Origin of the sequence: Anaeromyxobacter sp. SG64, assembly GCF_022690745.1 — a bacterium.
GTDB lineage: Bacteria > Myxococcota > Myxococcia > Myxococcales > Anaeromyxobacteraceae > Anaeromyxobacter > Anaeromyxobacter soli.
Map to the genome: position 1 here is coordinate 79,695 of NZ_JALCZB010000007.1, position 23,781 is coordinate 103,475.

Sequence of the window (23,781 nt, forward strand, 5' to 3'; positions counted from 1 at the left end):
TAACGGTGGCCAGCTTTTCCCACACCGCTCGCGTGCGGACGTGCCGTGCGCGTGCCCAGGGAGACCCCCATGGACCTCGACGCGATCATCGTCGGCAGCGGCCAGGCGGGCGTGCCGCTCGCCACCCGCCTCGCGAGCCACGGCCAGCGGGTGCTCCTCGCGGAGCGCGGGCCGCTCGGCGGCACGTGCACCAACACGGGCTGCACGCCCACGAAGACGCTCGTCGCGAGCGCCCGCGCCGCACACGTCGCGCGGACGGCGGGCCGGCTCGGCGTGCAGGCCGGGGCCGTGAAGGTGGACCTCCCCGCGGTCATCGCGCGGAAGGACGCGATCGTCCGCCGCTGGCAGGAGAGCATCGCGAAGCGCCTCGCCGGCGCCGGCGCGAACCTCCGGCTCGTTCGCGGCCACGCGCGGCTCGTCGGCGAGCGGACCGTGGAGGTCGCGGGCGAGCGCCACCGCGCCGCGGTCGTGATCCTGAACGTGGGCGCCCGGCCGATCGAGCCGCCCATCCCCGGCCTCGGCGGCGTGCCCTGGCTCGACAACCGGCGGCTGATGGAGCTCACGGAGCTCCCGTCGCACCTCGTGGTCGTGGGAGGCGGCTACATCGGGTGCGAGCTCGCCCAGGCGTACCGGCGCTTCGGCGCCGACGTGACCGTGGTCGAGCCCGCCCCGCACCTCCTCGGCCACGAGGACCCCGAGATCTCGGAGGCGATCGAGGGGTTCTTCCGGGACGAGGGCCTCGCGCTCGCGCTCGGCGTCCGCGCCGAGCGCGTCTCGGGCGAGCCCGGGCGCATCACGGTGGGGCTCTCGAGCGGGCGCGCGGTGACGGGCTCCCACCTCCTCGTCGCCACCGGCCGCAGGCCCAACACCGACGACCTGGGCTGCGACGCGGCCGGCGTGAAGCTCGACGGGCACGGCTTCGTCGAGGTGGACGATCACTATCAGTCGAGCGCGCCGGGGGTCTACGCGGTGGGCGACTGCGCGGGCGGGCCGCAGTTCACGCACGCGGCCTGGGACGACCACCGGCTCCTGTTCGACGTCCTCACGGGAAAGCCGGGCCGCGGCCGGAAGGATCGACTCATCCCGTACACCGCGTACACCGACCCCCAGGTCGCGGGCGTGGGGCTCACCGAGCACGAGGCCAAGGAGAAGGGCGTCCGGTACGAGGTCGCGACCCTGCCGTTCGGCAGCGTCGCGCGCGCGATCGAGACCGACGAGAAGGCGGGCGTCCTCAGGGTGCTCGTCGATCCGGTGAGCGAGCGGATCGTCGGCGCGTCCATCGTGGGCGCGGAGGCGGGCGAGCTCATCCACGTCTTCGCGGCGCTCATGCAGGCCGGCGCACCGGTGCGCGCGCTGGTCGACATGGAGGTCGTGCACCCCTCGTTCGCCGAGGGCCTCCAGTCGGTCGTCATGGCGCTCCCGCGGTACGCCCTGTCGTGAGCGGCGCGACGACCGGCGAGCTCCCCGGCGAGCTGACGTGCCGCGAGCTCGTCGAGCTCGTCACGGAGTACCTCGAGAACGCGCTCGCGCCCGACGAGCGGACGCGCTTCGAGCTGCACCTCGCCGTCTGCCCCGGGTGCGAGGCTCACGTCCAGACGCTGCGCGCGACGCTGCGGGCCGCGGGCCGCCTCTCGGAGGAGTCGCTCCCGGAGGAGGCGCGCACGCGCCTGCTGCGCGCGTTCCGCGACTGGAAGCGCCGCCCCCCGGGCGCGGCGTGACGCGTTCTCTGCTCGGCGGGCCTGCGAAGAAAGCGCTCCGGGCCGCGCCCCGCGTCACGCGACGCGCAGGCGCGGCCGCCGCCAGAGCAGGCTCGCGCCGGCCGCGGCCAGGAGCACCCCGCCCACGTGGAAGGCCAGGAGGTGCGGGACCTCGCTCTGCAGTCCGCAGGTGACCTGGAGCGCGGCGTCGCCGGCCAGCGCCCCGGCCGCCGCCACCCCCGCGACAGCGAGGCGCGCCGGCGAGGTGGAGCCCCCGCGGAGCGCAAGCCAGACCGCCCCCAGCACCAGCGCCGCAGCGGCGAGCTCGCTCGCGAGGCAGTCCGCGCCCGGTGCGCCGGCGATGGGGGTCCCGGCAGCGGCGATCCCGGCGAGGATCGTCGCGACCACGCTCCCCCCGAGGACGAGCAGCGGCCTCCGGTTCGCCGCCGCGGCGAGGGCGAGGGCGAGCGCCAGCACGAGACCGGCCCTGCCCCAGTCATCGATCGCGCCGGAGCGGCTCCGCGCGATCACCACGAACACGAGGGCGGCCACGCAGGCCGCGGCGCTCGACCCGATCGTACGCCTGCGCGCCTCGCGCCGGAGCTCGGCGACGATCGAGCGAGACACCCGCTCGAGCGCCCCCACCGGCAGCGGCACGGGCTCCGAGCGCTCGATGAGCACCTGGAGCCGCTCCGCCTCCCGGAGCGCGCGGGCGCACTCCGCGCACGCCTTCGCGTGCAACGCGGCGGCGATCCGCTCCGGGTCGTCGGGGGCCAGCGCGGCGAGCCCCGGCGCGTCACCCCCGACGTGCTCGCGGCCGGTCATGAGCGGTCCTCCGCGACGAGGTCCGCGAGGGCGACGCGAAGCTGCTCGTAGGCGCGAAACGCCCGCAGCTTGGCGGCGCCCTCGGAGATGCCCAGCACGCGGCCGATCTCGGCGAAGCCGAGCTCCTCGAAGCGGTGCAGGTAGACCACGACGCGCTGAGGCTCGGCGAGGCCGTCCAGGGCGACCCGCACCCGCTCGGCCCGCTGCCCTGCCAGGACTGCCTCTCCCGCATCACGCGCCTCGGGATCCATGACCTCGTCGTCGCCCTCCTGCACCTCGCGCCCCTGCTTTCTCAGCCAGTCGATCCGCACGCGCCCTGCGATGGTGAAGACCCAGGGGCGGAGCCGCTCCCCTCCCCGCCAGCTCGCGCGCGCGACGTGCATCTTCAAGAACGTACTCTGCAGGAGATCCTCGGCCACCGCTCCAGGCCCGACCGATCGCACGAAGAACGCGTGAACGGACGGCGCGAGGGAACGGAACAGGCGCTCGAACGCTCCCGCGTCTCCCGCGACGTAGGCCTCCATCAGGGCCTCCTCGTTCACCTGACCCCGCATACGTGCGCCGAGGGCTCCGGGTTACGCAGCCGCCGCGAGTAACCGGCGCCTCCGGTCGCGCGTACTCGGAGCACCCCAGGAGCGCACGTTCCTGGAGGGAACGAACGGAGCGAGCACATGCCGCACGCGAGCCATCCGGGAGCCGTCTTCGCGTTCCTCTGGCTGTCCACCCTCGCCTGTGGGGCTCGAGCGGGCGGGACCGAAGCGGCGCCCCGCCCGGCCGTCGCGCAGGAGACCTCGAAGATGTCGACCTACCGGAAGCCGTCGGACGAGGAGCTCCACCGGCGCCTCTCTCCCGAGCAGTACCGGGTGACGCAGCAGGAGGGCACCGAGCCGGCGTTCCGCAACGCCTACTGGGACGAGCACCGGGCCGGCATCTACGTGGACGTCGTCTCCGGCGAGCCGCTCTTCAGCTCTCTCGACAAGTTCGACTCCGGCACGGGCTGGCCCAGCTTCACCCGTCCACTCGATCCCGCGAGCATCTCGACCCGCAGCGATCGCAGCCTCCTCTTCACGCGGACCGAGGTCCGCTCGCGGCAGGCCGGCTCGCACCTGGGCCACGTGTTCGACGACGGGCCCCCGCCCACGGGGCTGCGCTACTGCATGAACTCCGCGGCGCTGCGCTTCGTCCCGGTCGAGCGGCTGGCCGAGGAGGGGTACGCGAGGTTCCTGCCCATGTTCGAGTCGGTGGACGCCACGGCGCCCTCGAGCGACGGGAGGACGAGCCCGTGAAGCTTGCCCTGCTCCTCGGCGCCCTCGCGGCCGCCGTCGCGACGGTCCAGCTCCTCGGCGCTCCCGCCCGCGCCGGGCGCGGAGGCGACGGCCAGATCGGCAACCCCAGCGTGGGCACGAAGCCGGGCCACGTCGGCCACGGCACGGCGCTCGTCGCCTCCGGGAAGAACCAGCTCGCGATCTTCGCCCAGGGCTGCTTCTGGGGCGTGGAGGAGCGCTTCCGCAAGGTGCCCGGCGTCGTGGCGACCGCGGTGGGCTACACGGGCGGGCGGGCCCGGAACCCCAGCTACGAGGACGTGTGCACGAACACCACCGGCCACGCCGAGGCGGTCCTCCTCGAGTACGATCCCGCGAAGGTGAGCTACCCGGAGCTGCTCGCGTTCTTCTGGAAGACCCACGACTCGACGAGCGGCGATCGCCAGGGCCCGGATCGCGGCAGCCAGTACCGGTCCGCCATCTTCACCTTCGGTCCAGAGCAGCAGGCCGCGGCGCTCGCCTCGCGCGCCGAGGAGCAGAAGCACCTCGCGGACCCGATCACGACGGAGATCGCGGCGGCCGGCCCGTTCTGGGTGGCGGAGGACTACCACCAGCAGTGGGACGAGAAGCACGGCGCCCTCTCCTGCCCGGTGCCGCACCGGGCGCGGGCGAAGTGAGCGCAGCCCGCGGAGGCCCCGCGACGCCGTCCCCGCGCCGCGCTGCCGGACTGGGGGCCGCCCGTGGCGGGCGGCGCCACCGTCACACGCCTGCGAACCACTCGTAGCCCTGGTCTTCCCAGTACCCGCCGGTCCGCACCGGGAGGAAGCTCACCTCGGTGAGGTACTTCACCATCTTGTAGCCGAGCTTCACGGCGGAGTAGAGGCGCAAGGGCGCGCCGTGCTCCCGCTGCAGCGGCGCGCCGTTCATCCCGTACGCGAGGATCGTCTGCGGGTGGAGCGCGCTCTCGAGGTCCCAGGACGACCAGTACCCGGAGTCGAAGGAACGGAACTCGACGTAGCGCGCCCGCCGGTCGACGCCGGCGAGCCGGGCGAGCTCGGCGAGGCGGACGCCGTCCCAGGAGGCGACCGCGGACCACCCCTCTACGCAGTGGTGGCGAACGCGCGTGCGCGTGGCCGGGAGGCGCCGGAGCTCCGCGACGGACAGGGTGAGCGGGCGCGCGACGAGTCCCCGCACCGCGAGCGCCCAGCCGGCGGGCGCGACGGGGAGCTCCCTCGAGATCTTGTACGCCGGGAAGTCCTCGGGGGCGCTCTCCTCCCCCTCGGAGAGCTCGGGGGCGAGCCGGCCCGGATCGAACAGCGCGCGCTGGAAGCGCTCGTTGACGTTCTCCATCAGGCCGAGGAACCCCGCGTGCGGGCGATCGCCGTCGCACGCGAGCCCGCCGAGCGCGAGGAGCCCGGCCGAGCGGAGCCCACCCGAGAGGAAGTTCCGTCGCGTCGAGCTCATGGCGCCTCCTCCGGGAGCCGCGTCTCCCGCGGAGCCCGGCGCTCCTCCGGGCCGAGGTCCCGCCCGACCGTCATGCCGGCGAGCGTCCGCGGGTGGAGCACCACCTGGACCACGTGGACGACGGTGAAGAGCGCGAGCCCCGCGAGCACGAGCAGGTGAATGGCGCGGGCGGCGTCGTAACCGCCGAGGAGCGCGGTGAGGAGCGAGAGCTGCACCGGCTTGTACATGGCGAGGCCCGAGAGGACGAGGAGCGGAGCGGCCGCGAGGACCCCCGTGTACGTGAGCCGCTGCATGCCGTTGTAGAGGCCGACCGGCGGCGGAGCCTCCCTGCGCAGCCGCAGATCGTGGAGGAGGGTGCCCCACGCGTTCCGCGCGTCGCGGCGCGGGGAGAAGAGCCGCCGCCGCCACTCGCCGCTCGCGAAGAGATACACGCCGTAGACGAGCGCGTTCGCGACGAAGAGCCAGGCGAAGGCGAAGTGCCAGTGTCGCGCCCCGGCGAGCCACCCGCCGATCGTCAGGGCGTCGGGCGGGCGCATGCCCTGCAGCAGATACCAGCCGTAGTCCCGGCCGCGCTCGCCGAGGAAGGGGTACGCGGCCAGGATGCGGAGCCCGCTCCCGGCCATGACGACGAGGAAGACGAGGTTGGCCCAGTGGGTGGTCCGGATGAGCCAGGGCTGCTTGGAGCGAGGCATCGCTTCGGGAGGTACGAGGGAGGCGGGGTTTCGTTACGCGCCGGGCGGGGGTGCGGCGTACGGCGGGCCGCCAGAGCCCATCGGCTAGAATCCTCTAATGCCATCAACTCCCCGCGGCGCCCCGGGAGCGCCGATGCGAACGCTCGAGCGCGTGGTGATCTGCGGCGCGGGGGCGGTGGGCAGCGCCTACGCCGAGCGCTTCCAGGACACGGACGGCGCGGACCTCTCCGTCGTCGCGGGCGGTGAGCGCCGCGAGCGCCTCCTGCGGGAGGGACTCACCGTGAATGGACGGCGCATCGACGTGCGGGTGATCGCGCCCGGCGAGCCGGGTCCGCCCGCCGACCTCCTGCTCGTCGCGGTGAAGCACCCCCAGCTCGCCGCCGCGATCGAGGACGTTCGCTCCCGGGTGGGCGAGAGGACGATCATCCTCCCGCTCCTGAACGGCATCACGAGCGAGGCGGCCCTCGCGCGCGCGTTCGGGGCCGAGAAGGTGCTGCACGCCTTCGTGGTCGGCAACGACGTGGTCCGGGAAGGGACCCACGTCCGCTACGCGAACATCGGCCGGCTCGTCTTCGGCGCGGCCTCCAACGACCGGGGCGATCCGCGCGTGGTCGCGGTCGAGGCGCTCCTCGCGCGCGCCGGCATCCCCGCCGTGGTCCCCGCCGACATCCTCCGCGAGCAGTGGTGGAAGTTCATGCTCAACGTGGGGGTGAACCAGGTCTCGGCCGTCCTGCGGGTCCCCTATCGCGCGTTCGGCGCCGTCCCGGAGATCCGCGAGCTCACGCGCGCCGCGGCGCTGGAGGTGGTGGCGCTCTCCGCGCGCGAGGGGATCGCGCTCGGCCCCGAGGACGTGGAGCGCATCTTCCCCATCCTCGCGACCCTCGCGCCGGGCGGGAAGACCTCCATGCTCCAGGACGTGGAGGCCGGGCGGAAGACCGAGGTCGAGATCTTCGCCGGCGCGGTCGTCGAGCTCGGCCGGCGACACGGGATCGCGACGCCCGTGAACGCGCTCCTCGGCACGATGATCGCGGCGCTCGAGCGGCTCGCCGGGATCCCGGGCTGAGGCGCTCCGAGGCGCGCAAAGGCCCGGACCGGCCGGGCCGCGCGAGGTGCGCGGCCGGCCGGACCGGGGGAGCCCGCTCCGGGGGGAGGCGTGGCGGGCTCTCTCCCGTTGCGGCCGCTCGTGCTCAGGACGCCGCGTGGGACGCAGGCTTCGCGAGCCCCGCGAGGGCCGGGGCGACCACCGCGGTCCGGCCCCGGGCCGCGCGCAGCGCCTCGGCCGCCGTGTACACCGACGCGCCGAGCAGGACGAGGTCCTTCACGAGGAAGCCGAACGCGGGGCCCTGCGGCGACAGCCCGCCTGGCGTCGTGAAGAGGAACGAGAGCGTGGTCGCGAAGATGACGGTCGCGAGCGCGCTGCCGATCGCCGACGCCACGGGCGAGAAGCGCCGCGAGGCGATGAGGAGCCCCGCCGCGAGCTCGATGACGCCGACGAGGTTCGAGACGCCCTGGACGCTCAGGATCGCGTACAGCCAGCTCATGAACGGGCTGTTCGAGACGAGCGGCTGGATCGCCTTCGCCTCGAACCCGGCGAACTTCAGCCCGCCGAACGCGAGGAGCAGGAACACGACTCCATAGCGCAGGATGGCGGTGCCTGCGGCCTCGATCTTCGCGATGCGGTGCTCGACGTCTGCTGGGTTTCGCTTGTCCATCTGGTCCTCCGAGGGTTCGGGATCGCGGGCGCTGCCCGGGTCATGGCGCCGGGTGTCTCCGGCCGCGGGATCCGTTACGTCGCGCGCGAGCGCCGCCCGGACACGGCGGACACGGATCGGGAAGCGACCTGCTCCGCCGAGGTCGTGCGCGAGCGGGTCGGGCGAGTGACAATGATCGGCGGTGATCGTGGGATGGGTTCACCCGGGCCAGCAGGCCCTTGCTCGAGGCGCGCCATGATCGAACGGGTCGAGCTCGAGGAGCACGTCGGGCTCGACGACTACACCCGGTTCCTGCATCTCGCCGAAGGCGTGCGGCAGCTTCGGTCCGAGGCGGAGCCGTGCGTCCCGAAGCTCGCCGGGCGAAGGGTCTGGATGCTGAGCTCGACGCGGCAGGGCGGCGGCGTCGCGGAGATGATGCCCCGGCTCATCTCCATCATGCGAGAGCTGGGGGTCGCCACCGAGTGGGTGGTGATGCGGACGGACCGCCCGGAGTTCTTCGCGCTCACGAAGCGCCTCCACGCGCTCCTCCACGGAGAGGGCGACCCGCGCCTCGGTCCCTCGGAGCGGGAGCTCTACGAGAGCGTGAGCAGCGAGTGCGCCCACGCGTTGCGTCCGCTCCTCGCGCCGGGCGACATCCTCGTCGTGCACGATCCGCAGCCGCTCGGGGCGGGCGCGCTCCTGAAGGCGATGCCGGGGCTGCACGCGATCTGGCGCTGCCACATCGGCCTCGAGGTGGAGTCGCCCATCGCGAGCGCCGCGTGGACCTTCCTCCGGCCGTACGCCGAACGTCACGATCACGCGATCTTCTCGGCCCCCGAGTACGTCCCCGGGTTCCTCGCAGCGCGCGCCTCGGTGATGCGCCCCACCATCGACCCGCTCGGCCACAAGAACCGCGAGCTCTCCCCCCACAAGCTCGTGGGTGTCCTCTGCAACTCCGCGCTCGTCGCCGGCGCCCACCCCGTGCTGACCCCGCCGTTCGCGCACCCGGCGCTCCGGCTCCGGTCCGACGGCACGTTCGCGCCGGCGGATCAGCCGAGCGACATCGGGCTCCTGTTCCGCCCCGTGGTGACCCAGGTCTCCCGCTGGGATCGGCTGAAGGGGTTCCGGCCGCTGCTCGACGGGTTCCTCGCCCTGAAGCGCCGCGCGGGCGACGGGGCTCACCCTCCGAGGCACCGGCGCCGCCTGGAGATCGTGCGTCTCGTGCTCGCCGGGCCGGACCCCGCGGCGATCCAGGACGATCCCGAGGCGCGCGAGGTGCTGGCCGAGCTGACCGCCGCGTACCGGGCCCTCGAGCCGGGCGCGCAGGCGGACGTGGCCGTCCTGACGCTGCCGATGGCCTCGGTGAAGGAGAACGCGCTCATGGTGAACGCCCTCCAGCGCTGCTCCACGGTCGTGGTGCAGAACTCGCTGCGCGAGGGCTTCGGGCTCACGGCCACCGAGGCGATGTGGAAGGCGGTGCCGGTCCTGGGGACGCAGGCCTGGGGGCTGCGCCAGCAGATCCGCGACGGCGTGGACGGCCGGCTCGTCACGCACCCGGACGACCCCGAGGAGCTCGCGCAGGTCCTGGACGAGATGCTGGCGGACCCGAAGCAGCGCTTCGTCTGGGGGCAGAACGGGCAGCGCCGCGTCCACGACGCGTTCCTCGTGTTCGGGCAGGTGTCGGAGTGGCTGCGGGTGCTCGGCGAGTGCGACGGCCCGGCGCGGGCCGCCGCGAGCGACGCGGTCAGACCCGCCCGCGGACCGCGATGACGCGCGCGGGCAGCGAGAACGGCGCGGTCGGCGCGCCGAGGAGCTCGCGGTACGCCTCGCGGATCGCGGCGCGCCGCTCCTCGGGCTGGGCCACGAGGTAGCCGCCGGCCGGCCCGATCCCGAAGGCGAACGGCGCCCAGAGATCGTCGAAGTCGGCGTAGCGCTCCTCGAGGTCGATGTGGCCGGTCGCGACGTCGCGGAGGCCGGCGCGCTCCCACAGCGCGACGAGCTCCGGCATGCGGCGGAAGGGGAGCCGGGCGTCGTCGGGTGCGTTCGGGTCGAAGCGCCTCGCGGCCTCCCAGAACGTCCGGACGAGGGCGAAGCCCTCCGCCTGGAACGTACAGGCCGCCGCGACGCCGCCGGGACGGACCACCCGGCGCAGCTCGGCCGCCATCCGGTCCGGCTCCTTGACGAAGGTCAGCACGAGCTGCGACAGGGCCGCCTCGAACGTGCCGTCGGCGAAGGGGAGCGCCTCGGCGGACGCGAGGCGTACGTAGGCGCCCGGGACGCGCGTGCGGCACGCGGCGACGAACGACTCGGAGAGATCGACCGCCGCGACCTTCACCGCCCCGAAGCGCTGCGCCATCACGGCGGTGAGCCCGCCCGGCCCGCACCCCACGTCGAGCACGGGCCCCGCCTGCACGCCCGCGAAGTCGAGGAAGCGCGGCGCGAGCTCGCGCGAGTAACGCCCGATGTACCGGTCGTACGCGTCGGCCGCGACTGCGAAGGTCATGGACCCGGAGTTGAGCGCCCCCGCGCGAACGCGTCAAGGCGTGACCCCCGGAAGAGCCCCGTCGCCGAGGCGCGGTCGATCAGCGTGGTCTTGCCTGGCCGGAGCGCAGCACGTCGGCGACCCTGCGACGCAGCTCTCCCGGATCGCCCTTCGGCACCCAGCCGTCGATCGCGAGCCTCGCCGCGACCTTCCTGAGCGCCTGCTCGTCGTTGGACGAGTGGAGGAGGATGCGCACGCCGCGCGTCTTCTCCCGCCCCCGGAGGACCGCCACGAGCCCCTCGCCGGAGAGCGCCGGCATGTTCACGTCCACGAGGACCAGGTCGGGCGCGTTCAGGAGCACCTGCTGCGTGGCGCCGAACGCGCCCACGTGGACGAGGACCTCGTAGCCCTCCGCCTCCAGCAGCTCCTTCGTGCAGACGAGGTGCATCTCGTCGTCGTCCACGACGAGGATCCTGGCTCGGCTCATGGCGCTCTCCTCGGGGGCGGGGTGCCCGGCAGGTGAACGGTGAACGTGCTGCCCTCGCCTCGCCGGCTCGCGACCTCGACCCGGCCGCCGAGGAGCTCCGCGAGGGAGCGGGTGATGACGAGGCCGAGCCCCGTCCCCGGGTGCGACTTCGTGGCCGCGTCCTCGAGCTGGCCGAACGGGACGAACAGGCGCGGGAGATCCGCCTCGGCGATGCCGCACCCGGTGTCGGCGACGGACACCGCGGCGCCGCCCCCCTCCCCCCTCCCGACCCTCACGCGGATCGCGCCGCGGTCGGTGAACTTCGCCGCGTTCGACACGAGGTTCACGAGGATCTGGCGGACCTTCTGCGCGTCCGAGGCGACGACGGGCGCCCCGGCGGCCTCGACCTCCACCCTCACCGGCTTCTCGCCCAGGAGCAGCCGCGCCGTGGCCGCCACCTCCGCCACGAGCTCGGCGAGGTCCACCGGGCCGATCGACACGTCCATCCGCCCCGCCTCCACCTTCGAGAGGTCGAGGATGTTGTTGACGGTGCCGCGGAGCGTGGCGGCCGCGCGGAGCAGCATCGGCAGCTTCGCCCGCACCTGCTCGAGGTTCTCCCGCTCGCAGGCCATCCGCACCAGCTCCGCGAGCGCCACGATGGCGTTCACCGGCGACCGGAGCTCGTGGGTGGCGTGGGCGAGGAACCGGGACCGGAGCTCATCCACCTTCTCGAGATCGCTCGCGCGCGCCACCGCCGCCTCGCGCTCGAGCGCGGTGCGCTCGAGGGCCGCGCCCTGCTCCTGCACCAGCTCGCGAACGGAGGAGTACCCGAGGTACCGGCCCAGCGCGTCCACGACGATCACCTCGTCGTAGACCGACGCCGCGTCGCGCTCGAGCGCGCGCTCGACCGCGGTGGCGAGCGGGACGTCGTGGGGCAGCACGAGCGGGGCGAGGTCGGCGATGCGGGTCACCGGCTTCTTCGCGTACAGCTCGTGGCCGAAGTTGCGCGCGAGCTTCACGAGGAGCCGGCCGCGCGTGAGGAGCCCCACGGGGCGCTCGTCGGCGACGAGGGCGACGGCCTCCAGCTCCGGCCGTCCGAAGAAGAGCTGCGCCACGTCCTGCACCCGCTCCTCGGGCGCGACCCACGCGTCCCCGGTGAGGAGCCGACCGAGTGACGGCGGCGACCCGTCGCGCTCGGCGTCGGGGGTCCCGTCGGCGCGCTCCGGCGGGCGACCCGCGGCGCCCAGGCTCAGCGGCTGCGAGGAGGCGAGGCTCACGCGCGCACCGCCGTCTCGCACTCGACCGCGGCGAGGGTCGCGGGCTCGATGCGGGTGCCGCGCCGCACGACGAGGCGCGTGCCCCGCCAGGCCACGTCGCGGCGGAGGAGTCCCCACATCCAGGCCCCACCGATGACGAGGTCCTTCGCCGGGACGAGCGCGAGCTCGCGCACCCGGAAGCCGCACGGCCTGAGCGCCCGCGCCGACGCCCCGTCGAGCGCGGCCTTCGCCGCGCAGGTCGTCGCGAGGAGCCCGAGCGAGGCCGGCGTGCGATCGAGCAGGGCGGCCGCCGAGGCGAGCAGCACCGGGTTCAGGAGCGCCTGCGCGGAGTACACGAACGGTCCCACTGCCTGCCGCTGGAGCACGCTCCACCGTGCGTAGCGCGCCGCGAAGTCCCGGACCGTCCGGCGCTCGCTCACGTTCTGGATCGGCCGCTGCCCGACGGCGACGCGCTTCCCGAGCGCGCGGCCCACGAGGAGCCCGAGCACGTAGTCCTCGGCGAGGACGTCCTTCACCGCCTCGAAGCCCCCGAGCGCCTCGAGGTCGCGCCGCCTGAACGCCATCGACTTCCCCACCACGATGTCGCGACCGACGAGCCGCTTCGCGGCCACCACCCCCGGCGCGACCGAGCCGGCGAGGTGCAGGTGATCGAGGAGCGAGCCGACGCGCGCCTCGCCCACGCCGGCGATGGGGTGCGTCACGAGCCCGACGGCCTCGTCCTCGAGCAGGGCCGCGATGCCGGCGAGGTAGCCGGGCTCGACGCGCACGTTGGAGTCGGACACCACGAGCACGCCGTGCCGCGCGGCCCGCGCGAGCGTGACGAGCTGGTTCACCTTGGGGTTCAGGCCCGGCTCACCGCGCTGGAAGACGATCCGGAAGCGGCCCGGGAAGCGCTGCGCCGCCTCGCGCGCGGGCCCGAGGGCGAGGTCCTCGACGCTCCGGAGGCCGAGGAGCACCTCGTAGTCCGGGTAGTCGAGCGCGGCGAACGAGGCGAGGTTCGCGGCGAGGCCGTCGTCGAGCCCGCAGAGCGGCTTCAGGATGGAGATCGGCGGGGTGTGGCGCGGCGTCCGGGCCGGCTCCCGCAGGTGCCGCCGCAGGGCCACGCACTGCACCGAGAGGAAGACGAGGCCCACCGCCGCGGCCGCGAAGAGAGCGAGGGTCGGATGGCTCGGCAAGGAGGTCTCCCGTTCCGCGAACGCCGCGCGCGGGCGTCGCACCGGAAGATCCTGGACGGCCGGCGTGGCTCCGCCGCGACGGGCAGGTGACGGTTCAGCGTTGCTCGCCTGGGCGTGCCCGTCGCGCGCGGGCAGCGCCAGCGCCATCAGGCAGCGGCCGGCAGCGGCCGGGCGGCCGGCGCCGCGCTCGGGCGGTCGAGCTCGAGCCGGCGCTCGGCGACGATCCGGCCGTGCGCGTGGACGAGCACGCGGCAGGAGCAGAGCTCGGGCGTGCTCCCCGCGTTCATGACGTGGAGCGGCCGACCGGCGCGGGACGGCAGCACGACGGAGGACGCCGCGTGCCGGTGACCGTGGGCGACGAGATCGCAGCGGCCGGCGAGCGCCTCGAGCAGGTCCCGCCCGCGGGCGAGCTCCGCCGCGTTGGGCCAGCCGAGCCAGCTCGCGAGCCGCTCCGAGAGGTGATCCTCCGGGAGCGGGAGCAGGTGGTGGTGCAGCATGAGGGCGACGAGCGTGCCCGGCGGCGCCGCACGCACCGCGGAATCGACCGCGGCGATGTCGCCGTCCGAGAGCTCGCCATGAGCCGAGAGGAGCGCCCGGTTGTGGGGGGCCGTGGAGTCGAGCCGGACCACGTGCAGCCCGGGCCGCGCCTCGACGGCCACCCTGACGGGCGGCATGAGGCGGCGCGCGACGTCCTCGCCGAGCCGGTCGTGGTTGCCCGGCACGACGACGGTCCGGTCGCGGAGCGGCGCGAAGATCGCCTCGAAGGCGGCCAGCTCGGCGCGGCGTCCACGGTGGGTGACGTCGCCCGTCACGAGCACCGCGTCCACCTCGGCCTCGCGGAGGGCCACCGCCAGCCGGGCCACGTTCGCGTCCGTCCGCCGGTCGCGGCCGAGGTGCAGATCCGAGATGTGCGCGAGCGTTCGCTCCACCGGTCCTCCTGCCCCGGCAGCTCACTCCGCGCAGGTGACGCGCCGGTGGCGGGACGATCACGCCCTCGTGAATTCGCGCGCCGCGGACGGGTTCACGTCCCCGTCGCGTGCCCGTCCCGCTCTTTTCACGGAGCCCGCCTACCGTTCGCGCTCCCCCCCTGGAGGATCTCCATGACCGAACGCCGTATCCGACCCCTGCGGTCCCACGACTTCGCCGAGCTGATGCGCCTCGAGGAGGAGGTCTTCGGCGGGCACGGCGAGTCGGTGCTCGGGCCGTACTACGTGCGGCTCTGCTGCGAGTTCTTCGCGGACACCTGCTTCGTCGCCGAGGAGAAGGGGCGCGCGGTCGGCTACGTCCTCTGCTTCGTGCGCGGGCGCGAGGCGTACTGCACGACCCTGGCGATCGCCCCCGACCTGCAGGGGTCTCGCGTCGCCGTCCAGCTCCTCCGCGCGCTCGTCGCCGAGCTGGGGACGCGCGTCGACGCGTGCTGGTTCACGGTGAAGGAGGACAACGTCGCCGCGCGCGCGCTCCACGCCGCGCTGGGCGCCCGCGACGTCGAGATCCGGGAGGACTTCTACGGACCGGGCGACCGGCGGATCGTGTCGCGCATCGAGCGGGCCGCGTTCGAGCGCCTCGAGACGCGCATGCGCAGGCTCGGGATCGTGGAGCGCCAGGCGGTGATCGCGGGGGCGGCATGAGCGAGCTCGTCCGGCTCGCTCCCGCCGCCCGGGACCCCGCCTCCCGGCGCGTCGCGCGCGCGGGGGCGCGCCTCGCCGGGCTCGGCCTCACCACCCTCGAGACGGCCGGCCGGGTCCGCGGGCTCCCGAGCGTCGCATCGCAGGACGGCGCCCGAGAGCGCGCGCTCGTCCTCCGGGACGCGGCGCGCCGCGTGCTCGACCTCCACGGCATCGAGGTGGAGGCGGACGGTCCGCTGCCGTTCGGGCCGGTGATCCTCGCCGCGAACCACGTGAGCTGGCTCGATCCGCTGGTGGTCGCGAGCCTGCTGCCCTGCGCGCCCGTCTCCAAGCTCGACGTCGCGAGCTGGCCGGTGATCGGCACGATCGCGCGCGAGCTCGGGGTGGTCTTCGTCTGCCGGAGCGATCCGGCGAGCGGCGCGCGCGCCCTCGTCACCGCGGCGGAGACGCTCGCGCACGGGGTGAGCGTGCTCAACTTCCCCGAGGGCACGACGACGGACGGCACGGACGTGCTGCCGTTCCGGCCGGGGATGTTCGGGCTCGCCCTTCGCGCCCGCGTGCCCGTCGTCCCCGTGGCGCTCGCCTACGATCCCCCCAGCCTGGCGTGGGTCGGAGACGCCACGTTCCTCCCGCACTACCTGACGGTCGCGTCGCGCCGCCGCGCGCGCGCCGTCGTCCGACTCGGCACGTCGATCCTCCCCACCTCCGGCGATCGCGCCCGGGACCTCGCGCAGGCGGTCCATGCGGAGGTCGTACGTCTCCTGAAGGAGCCCTGATGCCACAGGCATCCGCGTTCGAGTACCTGAGCGGCGGGCAGATCCCGTTCTTCCGGCTGCCCACCGCTTCCGCCGCGAAGGTCCCGCCGGGGACGGCGGCGGTCCTCCTCGGCGTCTCGTTCGACGGCGGCACCACCTACCAGCCCGGCGCGCGGCTCGCCCCCTTCGCGGTGCGGCGCGTGAGCGCGCTCGTCCAGGGATACCACCCCGGCCACGAGCTGCAGGTGTTCGACGCGCTCCCCGCGGTGGACGGCGGCAACGTGGTGTTCCCGCCGTTCGACGCGGCGGCGATGCGCGAGGCGGTGCAGGCCTCCGTCGCGGGCGTGCTCGCGGCGGGCTGCGTGCCGTTCCTCGTGGGCGGAGATCACTCCATCGCCCTCCCCGCCCTGCGCGCCGTCGCCGCGCGCCACGGTCCCGTGGCGGTGGTCCACGTCGACGCGCACCTCGACACCTCCGGGCCCGAGACCTGGGGCGAGCGCTTCCACCACGGGACGCCGTTCCGACACGCGCTCGACGAGGGGCTCGTGGCGGAGGGGCAGCTCCACCAGATCGGGATCCGGGGGAGCTGGGGCGGCGCGGAGGATGCACACCCCGGGCGCTCGCGCGGCGCGCGCCTCCACCCCGTGGAGGTGATCTCCGAGCGTGGCGTCCGCCGGCTCGCCGAGGAGCTCCGCCTCGCGATCGGGGAGCGGCCAGCCTATGTGTCCTTCGACGTCGACGCGGTCGATCCCGCGTTCGCCCCCGGCACCGGCACGCCGGTACCCGGTGGGCTGTCCTCGCGCGAGGCCCTGGGGCTGCTCCGCGCGCTCGCGGGGCTGCGCCTCGTCGGCATGGACGTGGTGGAGGTCTGTCCGCCGCTCGATCACGCGGACCTGACGAGCCACCTCGCCAGCCACCTCCTCTTCGAGGGGCTGGCGCTCGCGGCGATCGCCCGGGCGGCCCGCCGCACCGCGACCGCGGAGGCCGGCCGGTCGGCGGCCCGCTGAGGAGCCACGTCGGGGAGCGCCCCGACCCGGCGGCGCGCGCGGAGCGCCGGCGTACTACACCCCGGGTGCACAGGAACGGAGGCGAACATGCCGGATCTGGGCTGGAAGAGGCTGCTCTGCCCGGTGGACTTCTCGCCGACCTCGGAGTCCGCGCTGCGCGTCGCCTCGGCGTTCGCGCGCGAGCTGGGCGCGGAGCTGACGCTGCTCCACGTGCGCAACGTTCCGGGCTCGTCGATCCCCGAGGGGATGCTCGAGCCCACCGGCGAGCTCGCGCACGACCTCTCTGCGCCCGCCGACCGGCCGCTCGAGGCGTGGAAGACCGCCGCCGAGGAGCTCGGCGTACGGCGGGTCGAGGCGGTCACCTCGGTGGGCGAGCCGGCCGTGGAGATCACGGAGCTCGCCCGCCGCGCCGCGTTCGACGCGATCGTGATCGCGACGCACGCGCGGTCCGGCCTGAAGCACGCGATCCTCGGCTCCGTCGCCGAGAAGGTGGTCCGGCTCGCGCCCTGCGTGGTGATCAGCGTGACGCCCGAGGCGGCGAGCCGGCAGGGCTGACCTCCGCGCCCCGCGACGCCGAGCCCTCCGCCCCGTACTGCTTCAGCTTCCGCTTGAGCGTGGCGAGCCCGATCCCGAGCTCCGCGGCGGCGCGCGTCCGGTTCCCGCCCGCCCCCTCCACCGCCGCGAGGATGTACTCGCGCTCGACGTCCTCGAGCGGGCGCGTTCGTCCCGCCGGCCTCGGCCGCGGCATCGCCGCCCGCAGCTCCTCCGGGAGATCCTCGACGTCCACGCGGCTGCCCCCGCTGAGCGCGACCGCGTGCTCGATCGCGTTCTGGACCTCCCGGACGTTCCCGGGCCAGTCGTGGCGGAGGAGCTGATCGGCGGCGCGCGGCGTGAACCCGGTGAGCCTCCGCTTCATGCGACGCGCGGTCTCCGCGAGGAACACCCGCGCGAGCGGCAGGACGTCCTCCGGCCGCTCGCGCAGCGGCGGCACTCGCAGCTCGATCACGCGCAGCCGGTAGAAGAGGTCCTGGCGGAACCGGCCGGCCGCCACCTCGTCGGCGAGGTTGCGGTTCGTGGCCGCCACGACCCGCGCGTCCACCGCGCGCGAGCGGGTCTCTCCCACGCGCCGGATCTCCCTCTCCTGCAGGGCCCGCAGCAGCTTCACCTGCATGCCCGGCGAGACCTCCCCGATCTCGTCGAGGAAGAGCGTCCCGCCGTTCGCCGCCTCGAAGAGCCCCGCGCGATCGCGGTCCGCGCCCGTGAAGGCGCCCCGGGCGTGGCCGAACAGCTCGCTCTCGAGCAGGGTCTCGGTGACCGCGCCGCAGTTCACCGCCACGAAGGGGCGGCCGGCCCGGGGCGACTCCTCGTGGATGAGCCGGGCGATCCGCTCCTTGCCCACCCCGCTCTCGCCCGTGATGAGCGCGGTGGACTCGACCTTCGCCACGCGCAGCGCGAGGTCGAGGACGCGGTGCATGGCCTCGCTCCGCACGACGAGGCCGGAGCGCTCCTCCGCGCCCGGGGCGAGGCGCGAGAGCTCCTGCCGGCGGGCGCGCAGCCGCCGCTCGGCGCTGCGCAGCGCGGCGCTGACGCCCTCGAGCGCGCGGTCCACCGACGCCTTGTCGTAGAACTCGAGGTCGGGCTCGATCGCCGCTCCCCACTCCTCGCGCGAGCGGCCGACGAGGTGGCAGGCCGGCGCCCCCGCGCCGCGGCAGCGATCCTCGACGCAGTAGATCGCGCGGCCGTTCGCGAACGAGAGGTAGCCGCTCGCGAACCCGGCGAGCGTCCAGCAGACGGGCGCGTCGGCCTGGCCGAGGTGGAGGAGGTGCTGCTCCGCCTCGTACGACTCGTGCCAGATCGCCTCTGCGAAGGGCGCGGGGCCGTCGGAGGCGGATCGGACCGGCTGCTCGATCACCACGAGCCCCTGCAGCATGTGGAGCCGCCCGCCGGCGATCTGCCACTCGCGCTCGCTCTCCCACGGGAACTCCGAGCGCAGGCTCTCCGCCGTGCGCCAGCCGTGGGCGTAGCCGAAGCGCGTGAGGATGCCGCGCGCCGCGGTGAGGCCGAGGGTGTCGATGAGCTCCTTGCGCAGGATGCCGAGCGCCACCGCGTCGAGCAGGAGCGCGCGCTGCCCGGCGAACCGGATGATCCCTCCCGCGGGATCGAAGGTGAGCAGCTCCCTGAGATCGAGGTCCATCGCGCGCATCGGCCGTCTCCCGCCCTGATCGAAGTGAGCCGGATCGTATCATTCTGAGCCGGTTCACGATCCCGGCCCTTCCGTGATCGCCAGTGTTTCCGACAGTTTACTGCCCCGGGGCCGTGGGCCCGCCAGGTGCAATCTCCTATCCCCGGACAACGAGCCCGGAAGGGCGACAGGAGAAAAGATGGCTCAGGAGAACTGGCGGGTCGACGGCGCGCACTCGGGCATCCACTTCACGGTCCGGCACATGGTGATCTCCAAGGTGCGCGGCAAGTTCACGCGCTGGAACGCGAGGCTCGCGCTCGACCCCGCGGACCTCTCCCGCTCGACGGTCGAGGCCGAGATCGAGGCGGCGAGCATCGACACCGGCGTCGCCGACCGCGACACCCACCTGCGCTCCGGGGACTTCCTCGACGCGCAGAAGCACCCCGCGCTGAAGTACCGGAGCCGCCGCGTCGAGGTGCTCTCGCCGGAGCGGCTGCGCGTCACGGGCGACCTCACGATCCGCGACACCACGCGCGAGGTCGTCCTCGACGTGGAGTACGGCGGCCGCGGCAAGGATCCGTGGGGCAACGAGCGGAGCGGCTTCACCGCGACCACCTCCCTCAACCGCAAGGACTTCGGCCTCACGTGGAACCAGGCCCTCGAGACCGGCGGCGTCCTCGTCGCGGATCGCGTGGACGTCGAGATCGAGCTGCAGGCCGTCAAGCAGGCCGCTGCGAAGGTCGGCTAGCGTCGTGACGCTCTGCCCCGAGCTGCGCCGCCTCGCCGGCGAGCACGCCCGCTGGCTCGCCAAGATCGCGGACCTGGGCGCGGCCGACGCGACGAGGAGCGCCGAGCGGCTCCTCGACCTGTGGGACGCGGAGATCCTGCCGCACTGCCGCGGCGAGGAGGACGTGCTCCTGCCCGAGCTGGCGCGGCGCGTCTCCGAGGCGGACGCCGTCATCGTGTTCACGCTCGGCGACCACGTGGTGCTGCGCCGTCTCGCGCGCGAGCTGCGCGCGGCGGCCGGGCCGGCGCGAGGGGCGGTCGCCGCGAGCCTCGCGCGCAAGCTCGAGGAGCACGCCGCCTTCGAGGAGCGGACGCTCTTCCCCGCCCTGCAGGAGACGCTCGGGTGCGCGCGCCTGGCGGAGCTCGCCGCGGAGCTCGCGCGCCGGGCAGGGAGCGCGGGCCCCCGGCGCGCGGCTAGATGAAAGGCTCGAGAGCCATGCACGACCCCACCCACCATGCGACCGGGCGCATGCCCGTCCTCTTCGTGGGCCACGGCAATCCCATGAACGCGATCGAGGACAACGCGTGGAGCCGCGGCTTCCGGGCGCTCGCAGCGGAGCTCCCCCGGCCGAAGGCGATCCTCTCGATCTCCGCGCACTGGTACGTGGACGGCACCTACACCACCGCGAACGACCGCCCCGAGACCCTCCACGACTTCGGCGGCTTCCCCGAGGAGCTCTACCGCGTCCGCTACCCGGCGCCCGGCGACGTCGCGCTGGCGCGGCACGTGGTCGGGCTCGTGGGCGAGCGGCGGTCGTCGCCGAGCCTGGAGTGGGGGCTCGATCACGGGACCTGGAGCGTGCTCGTGCACCTCCGGCCCGAGGCGGACCTCCCCGTCGTCCAGCTCAGCGTCGACGGCCGGCTCGCTCCGAACGAGCACCTCGCCATCGGACGCGCCCTCGCGCCGCTTCGCGACGAGGGGGTGCTCGTCATGGGCAGCGGCAACGTCGTCCACAACCTGCGTCACGCGTTCTCGGCGTGGTCCCGCGGAGACACGACGACGCCGGACTGGGCGCGCGCGTTCGACGCCGAGGTCGCGGACGCCGTGTCGCGCCACGATCGGACGGCCCTCGCCGGCCTGCTCGAGAGCGACCTCGGGCAGGCGGCGCATCCCACCCCCGACCACTACCTCCCGCTCCTGTACGCGGTCGGCGCGAGCGACCCCGGGGAGCCGGTGCGCTTCCCCATCGTGGGGTTCGACATGGCGTCGCTGTCGATGCGGTCGGTGGTGCTCGGCTGAGGATCGCTTCCCTTCCCCATCCTGCCCTCCTGCGTGACCGCGCCGGTCACAGTGTGGCCGGCCGCTCCCCTCCGCTGCGGCCGCCGCCCGGGGAATACGGGCCCGTTCGCGCGAATTTGGTCGGCACGCCTCCTGCTATCAGCCCCTCCGAACCGCGTCCGCCCAGGCGAACGCACATCCGACTGGAGAAGTCCCCGATGACCACCAAGTCCTTCCTCCTGCCCGTCGCGGCCGCGTTCGCCTTCGCGGCGGCGCCGGCGCTCGCCCAGCACGATCACGGCTCCATGCACGGCTCCATGCACGAAGGCGCGGCGCCCGCGAGCGCGGCGCAGGGCATCGCCGAGGGCACGGTCGCGAACGGCGTCCGCACGGTGAACCTCACCGTCACGGACAACGGCTTCGAGCCGTCGAAGGTGAAGGCGAAGAAGGGCGAGAAGCTGCGCCTCGTCGTGACGCGCAAGACGAACAGCACGTGCGCGAAGGAGATCGTCATCAAGGACCACGGCATCAACCAGCCGCTGCCGCTCGACAAGGCGGTCACGGTCGAGCTCGTGCCGGCGAAGTCGGGCGAGATCCGCTTCGCGTGCGGCATGGACCACGTCAGCGGCGTGGTCTTCGTCCCGTAACGCTCCGATCGGCCCGGCGCGGAGGTCTCGCGCCGGGCCGTCGTCTTCTCTCCGAGCTGCCGCGGCCCGACCTCCTCGCCGGCCGCGAGCGCCGCCTACTTCGCTTCCTTGCCGCGCAGCCGGTGGTAATCGGCCATCGTCTTCGCGTCCGCCGCCAGCTTGTCCGCGTCCTTGGCGAGCTGCGCGCAGTGCTTCTCCATCGTCGCGACGTCCTTGGGATCGCCCCGAGACTTCTTGTACTCCGCCGCCATCTTCCGGTGGATGTCGGCTTCCTTCCGCCACTCCGCCGCGTTCTCGTCGTAGATCTTCGCGAGCGCCGCGTGATCGGCCGGCGTCTCCGGCAACTTCATCATGCGGTCCTCGCGCGTGGGGTCGGCCGCAAGCCCCACGCTCGTCGAGATCAGGGCTGCCAGGAGCCCTGCCAGCATCACTGCCACGAGTCTCATGACTTCCTCCTGTTCCGGCGCGATCGCCTCCCCGCCGCTCCGCCTCACCCCGCGCCGCTCCTACCGGTACACCAGGGCGATCCCGATCTCTTTCCTGCATCAAGCGGGCGACACGGCGCCACTCCCGGTGGATTCCCCCGGGCGGCCGAGCCACGCGGAGCTTGCGGTCGCGACACCGAGACAGCCGGGGTGAGGGGCCTCACGCCGGCCGTCGGCCCGACCTCCGAGGCGTGATCCGCCGGGTTACGGTGTGGCCGCGCTGGCCGGGGCGACCGGCCCCGGGGCGCCTCCGGCCGCGCGGAGGGCCGCCGTTTCGCGCGATCCGCGCTCGGCCGGCCATGGCATGCCAGGTGCTAAAGGGGGCAGCGACCATGCAACCACACGATCCGACGGGCCACCCGCGACGACTTCTCGTGCGAGCGATGGCCGCCCTGCTCCTCCTCGCGCCTCAGGCGCGCGCGGACGCGCCGGCCGGGGCGGGCGCAGGCCTCGTGCTCCCGAGCGATCCGGTGCTCGCGGGCCTCCTCGAGCAGAGCCTCGCGGCTCGCCCCGAGCTCCGCCAGGCCGACGCCGCCGCGCGCGCCGAGCGAGAGCGCATCCCCCAGGCCGGCGCGCTGCCCGATCCCGTGCTGACCCTCGGGATCCAGAACGACGGCTTCGGCGAGATCATGGTCGGGAAGATGGAGACGAGCTTCTACCAGGTGATGGTGAGCCAGGGCCTCCCCTGGCCCGGCAAGCGCGGCCTGCGCACCGACGTCGCGCGCCTCGCCGCCGACGAGGCCGGCGCCTCGCTCTCCCGCGCCCGCCTGACGACGGAGGCCGACGTCCGCCGCGCCTACCTCGACCTCCTGCTCGCGCGGGATCGGCTGGACCTGCTCGCGCGCCTCGAGGGGATCTGGACCACGTCGGCCGGCTTCGCGCGGTCGCGCTACGAGTCCGGCGAGGGCGCCCAGTCCGACGTGCTCCGCGCCCAGCTCGAGCTGAACCGGCTGCGCCAGCGGCGCTTCGGCCTCGAGGCGCAGGAGCGGACCGCGGTCCAGACGTTGAACCGGCTGCGCGGCAGCCCCGTCGACGAGCCCATCCCGACCTCGACGAGCGTGCGCGACCTCACGCTCCCGGAGCTCCCTGCCGTCGACGCCGCGCTCGCGGACGCGCTCGCGCGCAGCCCGGAGCTGGCCCAGGCGAGGCTCGGGTCGGCGCGGGCGGAGAAGTCCGTCGCGCTCGCGCGGCGCGAGCGGTTCCCCGATCTGAGCGTGAACGCCGGCGTCATGCCGCGCGGGCAGCTCGAGCCGATGTGGCTGGCGAGCGTCTCCATCGGGTTGCCGGTGTGGTCGCACCGGAAGCAGAACCGCGCGGTCGCCGAGAGCGCGGCGCGGGCCGAGGCCGGCGCGAGCGCCGCCCAGGCGATCGAGCAGGTCCTCCGGCTGCGCGTCGCCGAGCGCCGCACGGCCTACGCGGCGGTCGCGGACACCGCCCGCCTCTTCCGCGAGGGCCTGCTCGTCCAGTCGCGCGCGACCGCCGAGAGCACGCTCGCGCAGTACCGCGTCGGCAAGGTCACCTTCGCCTCCGTGCTCGAGGCGAACGCCGGCTACGTCGCGGACGAGGACGGGTTCCTCGGGGCGGTCGCCGAAGCGCAGCGGATCGCCATCGGCGAGGCGGAGGTGAGCCTGGATCCGGTGGGCGCCCCGGGCGCCGGCGGAGCGATGGCGACGGGCGGGGTGCCCGGGGCGGGCGCCGCGGGCGGCGGAGGCGCGGGGGTGGCGAGCGCGGCGGCCGCGCCCTCCGCGGCGGCGGCCTCCTCGTCCGGCTCGATGACCTCAGGGATGTGAGACACGGAGAAACGATGAACACCGAGACGAACCACCCGAGCCCCGCTCACCGCCGCACCTTCGGCCTGCCTGCGCTCGTGCTCGCCGTCCTCGCCACCGCGGCGGTCGCCGGCGGCGCCGGCTTCTTCGTGGCGACGCGCGGGACCGGCGACGGCCACGCCCACGCCGGCGCGGCCACGGCGGCGAAGGAGCAGTGGCAGTGCCCCATGCACCCGAGCATCGTCCAGGACCACCCCGGCGACTGCCCGATCTGC

Annotated in this window: 28 protein-coding genes; 16 read left to right on the plus strand and 12 right to left on the minus strand. The window is 74.4% G+C overall.

Features of this window, described 5'->3' with window-relative positions; genetic code table 11:
• Positions 1–51: 51 nt before the first annotated feature.
• Positions 52–1,440, plus strand: coding sequence for an NAD(P)/FAD-dependent oxidoreductase (locus tag MNZ29_RS03870; RefSeq protein ID WP_242352958.1), 1,389 nt, complete (start codon positions 52–54; stop codon positions 1,438–1,440).
• Positions 1,437–1,718, plus strand: coding sequence for an anti-sigma factor (locus MNZ29_RS03875; protein WP_242338269.1), 282 nt, complete (start codon positions 1,437–1,439; stop codon positions 1,716–1,718). Before MNZ29_RS03870 ends, MNZ29_RS03875 begins: the two co-directional genes overlap by 4 nt.
• Before the next feature lie 54 nt (positions 1,719–1,772).
• On the opposite strand, the gene MNZ29_RS03880 is transcribed toward MNZ29_RS03875, so the two are convergent.
• Together MNZ29_RS03880 and MNZ29_RS03885 are read right to left on the minus strand one after the other, a co-directional pair.
• Positions 1,773–2,522, minus strand: coding sequence for a hypothetical protein (locus tag MNZ29_RS03880; protein WP_242352968.1), 750 nt, complete (start codon positions 2,520–2,522; stop codon positions 1,773–1,775).
• Positions 2,519–3,046 (minus strand): RNA polymerase sigma factor, encoded by a 528-nt coding sequence (locus tag MNZ29_RS03885; RefSeq protein ID WP_242352970.1) that lies wholly within the window; start codon positions 3,044–3,046, stop codon positions 2,519–2,521. Before MNZ29_RS03885 ends, MNZ29_RS03880 begins: the two co-directional genes overlap by 4 nt.
• Positions 3,047–3,319: 273 nt before the next feature.
• Between MNZ29_RS03885 and msrB the strand changes: the two genes are divergently transcribed.
• Together msrB and msrA are read left to right on the plus strand one after the other, a co-directional pair.
• Entirely contained in the window at positions 3,320–3,808 is a 489-nt protein-coding gene (msrB, locus tag MNZ29_RS03890) for a peptide-methionine (R)-S-oxide reductase MsrB (protein ID WP_242352973.1), read from the plus strand.
• Positions 3,805–4,461: a peptide-methionine (S)-S-oxide reductase MsrA gene (gene msrA, locus MNZ29_RS03895; RefSeq protein ID WP_242338262.1), complete on the plus strand. Its 657-nt coding sequence runs from the start codon at positions 3,805–3,807 to the stop codon at positions 4,459–4,461. Before msrB ends, msrA begins: the two co-directional genes overlap by 4 nt.
• 82 nt (positions 4,462–4,543) lie before the next feature.
• On the opposite strand, the gene MNZ29_RS03900 is transcribed toward msrA, so the two are convergent.
• Together MNZ29_RS03900 and MNZ29_RS03905 are read right to left on the minus strand one after the other, a co-directional pair.
• A complete protein-coding gene (locus MNZ29_RS03900) occupies positions 4,544–5,248 on the minus strand; it encodes a molybdopterin-dependent oxidoreductase (RefSeq protein ID WP_242338260.1) in 705 nt (234 codons plus the stop codon).
• A complete protein-coding gene (locus MNZ29_RS03905) occupies positions 5,245–5,940 on the minus strand; it encodes a cytochrome b/b6 domain-containing protein (RefSeq protein WP_242338258.1) in 696 nt (231 codons plus the stop codon). The genes MNZ29_RS03900 and MNZ29_RS03905 overlap by 4 nt, the downstream gene beginning before the upstream one ends.
• 133 nt (positions 5,941–6,073) lie before the next feature.
• Between MNZ29_RS03905 and MNZ29_RS03910 the strand changes: the two genes are divergently transcribed.
• Entirely contained in the window at positions 6,074–7,003 is a 930-nt protein-coding gene (locus tag MNZ29_RS03910) for a ketopantoate reductase family protein (protein ID WP_242338257.1), read from the plus strand.
• Positions 7,004–7,127: 124 nt separating this feature from the next.
• On the opposite strand, the gene MNZ29_RS03915 is transcribed toward MNZ29_RS03910, so the two are convergent.
• Positions 7,128–7,652: a YkgB family protein gene (locus MNZ29_RS03915; protein ID WP_242338254.1), complete on the minus strand. Its 525-nt coding sequence runs from the start codon at positions 7,650–7,652 to the stop codon at positions 7,128–7,130.
• Positions 7,653–7,886: 234 nt separating this feature from the next.
• On the opposite strand from MNZ29_RS03915, the gene MNZ29_RS03920 reads away from it, so the two are divergent.
• Positions 7,887–9,401 carry a glycosyltransferase gene (locus MNZ29_RS03920; protein WP_242338253.1) on the plus strand — a complete coding sequence of 505 codons (1,515 nt, stop codon included), beginning with the start codon at positions 7,887–7,889 and terminating at the stop codon, positions 9,399–9,401.
• Here MNZ29_RS03920 and MNZ29_RS03925 read toward each other — a convergent pair.
• From MNZ29_RS03925 to MNZ29_RS03945, 5 genes are all read right to left on the minus strand, one after another.
• Entirely contained in the window at positions 9,376–10,134 is a 759-nt protein-coding gene (locus MNZ29_RS03925; protein ID WP_242338251.1) for a class I SAM-dependent methyltransferase, read from the minus strand. The two genes, MNZ29_RS03920 and MNZ29_RS03925, sit on opposite strands and share 26 nt — an antisense overlap.
• A 79-nt stretch (positions 10,135–10,213) precedes the next feature.
• Positions 10,214–10,600, minus strand: a complete 387-nt coding sequence (locus MNZ29_RS03930; RefSeq protein ID WP_242338249.1) for a response regulator — start codon at positions 10,598–10,600, stop codon at positions 10,214–10,216.
• Entirely contained in the window at positions 10,597–11,856 is a 1,260-nt protein-coding gene (locus tag MNZ29_RS03935) for a HAMP domain-containing sensor histidine kinase (RefSeq protein WP_242338247.1), read from the minus strand. Before MNZ29_RS03935 ends, MNZ29_RS03930 begins: the two co-directional genes overlap by 4 nt.
• Positions 11,853–13,073 (minus strand): glycosyltransferase, encoded by a 1,221-nt coding sequence (locus tag MNZ29_RS03940; RefSeq protein ID WP_242352975.1) that lies wholly within the window; start codon positions 13,071–13,073, stop codon positions 11,853–11,855. The genes MNZ29_RS03935 and MNZ29_RS03940 overlap by 4 nt, the downstream gene beginning before the upstream one ends.
• Positions 13,074–13,177: 104 nt before the next feature.
• Positions 13,178–13,960 (minus strand): metallophosphoesterase, encoded by a 783-nt coding sequence (locus MNZ29_RS03945; protein WP_242338243.1) that lies wholly within the window; start codon positions 13,958–13,960, stop codon positions 13,178–13,180.
• A 171-nt stretch (positions 13,961–14,131) separates the two neighbouring features.
• On the opposite strand from MNZ29_RS03945, the gene MNZ29_RS03950 reads away from it, so the two are divergent.
• From MNZ29_RS03950 to MNZ29_RS03965, 4 genes are all read left to right on the plus strand, one after another.
• Positions 14,132–14,659 (plus strand): GNAT family N-acetyltransferase, encoded by a 528-nt coding sequence (locus tag MNZ29_RS03950; RefSeq protein ID WP_242338240.1) that lies wholly within the window; start codon positions 14,132–14,134, stop codon positions 14,657–14,659.
• The gene (locus tag MNZ29_RS03955) at positions 14,656–15,432 is read left to right on the plus strand and encodes a 1-acyl-sn-glycerol-3-phosphate acyltransferase (protein ID WP_242338238.1); all 777 of its coding nucleotides are present in this window, start codon (positions 14,656–14,658) and stop codon (positions 15,430–15,432) included. The genes MNZ29_RS03950 and MNZ29_RS03955 overlap by 4 nt, the downstream gene beginning before the upstream one ends.
• The gene (speB, locus tag MNZ29_RS03960) at positions 15,432–16,418 is read left to right on the plus strand and encodes an agmatinase (RefSeq protein WP_242338236.1); all 987 of its coding nucleotides are present in this window, start codon (positions 15,432–15,434) and stop codon (positions 16,416–16,418) included. The genes MNZ29_RS03955 and speB overlap by 1 nt, the downstream gene beginning before the upstream one ends.
• An 87-nt stretch (positions 16,419–16,505) precedes the next feature.
• Positions 16,506–16,973, plus strand: coding sequence for a universal stress protein (locus MNZ29_RS03965; RefSeq protein ID WP_242338234.1), 468 nt, complete (start codon positions 16,506–16,508; stop codon positions 16,971–16,973).
• Here the strand turns inward: MNZ29_RS03965 and MNZ29_RS03970 are convergent.
• Entirely contained in the window at positions 16,936–18,621 is a 1,686-nt protein-coding gene (locus tag MNZ29_RS03970; protein ID WP_242338232.1) for a sigma-54-dependent Fis family transcriptional regulator, read from the minus strand. The two genes, MNZ29_RS03965 and MNZ29_RS03970, sit on opposite strands and share 38 nt — an antisense overlap.
• 178 nt (positions 18,622–18,799) lie before the next feature.
• Between MNZ29_RS03970 and MNZ29_RS03975 the strand changes: the two genes are divergently transcribed.
• The 4 genes from MNZ29_RS03975 (at position 18,800) to MNZ29_RS03990 (ending at position 21,252) form a co-directional block, all read left to right on the plus strand.
• Positions 18,800–19,348, plus strand: coding sequence for a YceI family protein (locus MNZ29_RS03975; RefSeq protein WP_242352977.1), 549 nt, complete (start codon positions 18,800–18,802; stop codon positions 19,346–19,348).
• Between the two features lie 4 nt (positions 19,349–19,352).
• Positions 19,353–19,808 carry a hemerythrin domain-containing protein gene (locus tag MNZ29_RS03980; RefSeq protein WP_242338229.1) on the plus strand — a complete coding sequence of 152 codons (456 nt, stop codon included), beginning with the start codon at positions 19,353–19,355 and terminating at the stop codon, positions 19,806–19,808.
• Between the two features lie 14 nt (positions 19,809–19,822).
• Positions 19,823–20,626: a 4,5-DOPA dioxygenase extradiol gene (gene ygiD / locus MNZ29_RS03985; RefSeq protein WP_242352987.1), complete on the plus strand. Its 804-nt coding sequence runs from the start codon at positions 19,823–19,825 to the stop codon at positions 20,624–20,626.
• Between the two features lie 197 nt (positions 20,627–20,823).
• A complete protein-coding gene (locus MNZ29_RS03990; protein WP_242338225.1) occupies positions 20,824–21,252 on the plus strand; it encodes a cupredoxin domain-containing protein in 429 nt (142 codons plus the stop codon).
• Between the two features lie 95 nt (positions 21,253–21,347).
• Here the strand turns inward: MNZ29_RS03990 and MNZ29_RS03995 are convergent, their stop codons facing one another.
• Complete coding sequence (locus MNZ29_RS03995; RefSeq protein WP_242338223.1) at positions 21,348–21,698, minus strand: hypothetical protein; 351 nt, start codon at positions 21,696–21,698, stop codon at positions 21,348–21,350.
• A 422-nt stretch (positions 21,699–22,120) separates the two neighbouring features.
• Between MNZ29_RS03995 and MNZ29_RS04000 the strand changes: the two genes are divergently transcribed.
• Both MNZ29_RS04000 and MNZ29_RS04005 read left to right on the plus strand, forming a co-directional pair.
• Positions 22,121–23,527 carry a TolC family protein gene (locus tag MNZ29_RS04000; protein ID WP_242338221.1) on the plus strand — a complete coding sequence of 469 codons (1,407 nt, stop codon included), beginning with the start codon at positions 22,121–22,123 and terminating at the stop codon, positions 23,525–23,527.
• A 14-nt stretch (positions 23,528–23,541) separates the two neighbouring features.
• The coding region (locus MNZ29_RS04005; protein WP_277957210.1) for a heavy metal-binding domain-containing protein at positions 23,542–23,781 on the plus strand (240 nt) is incomplete at its 3' end.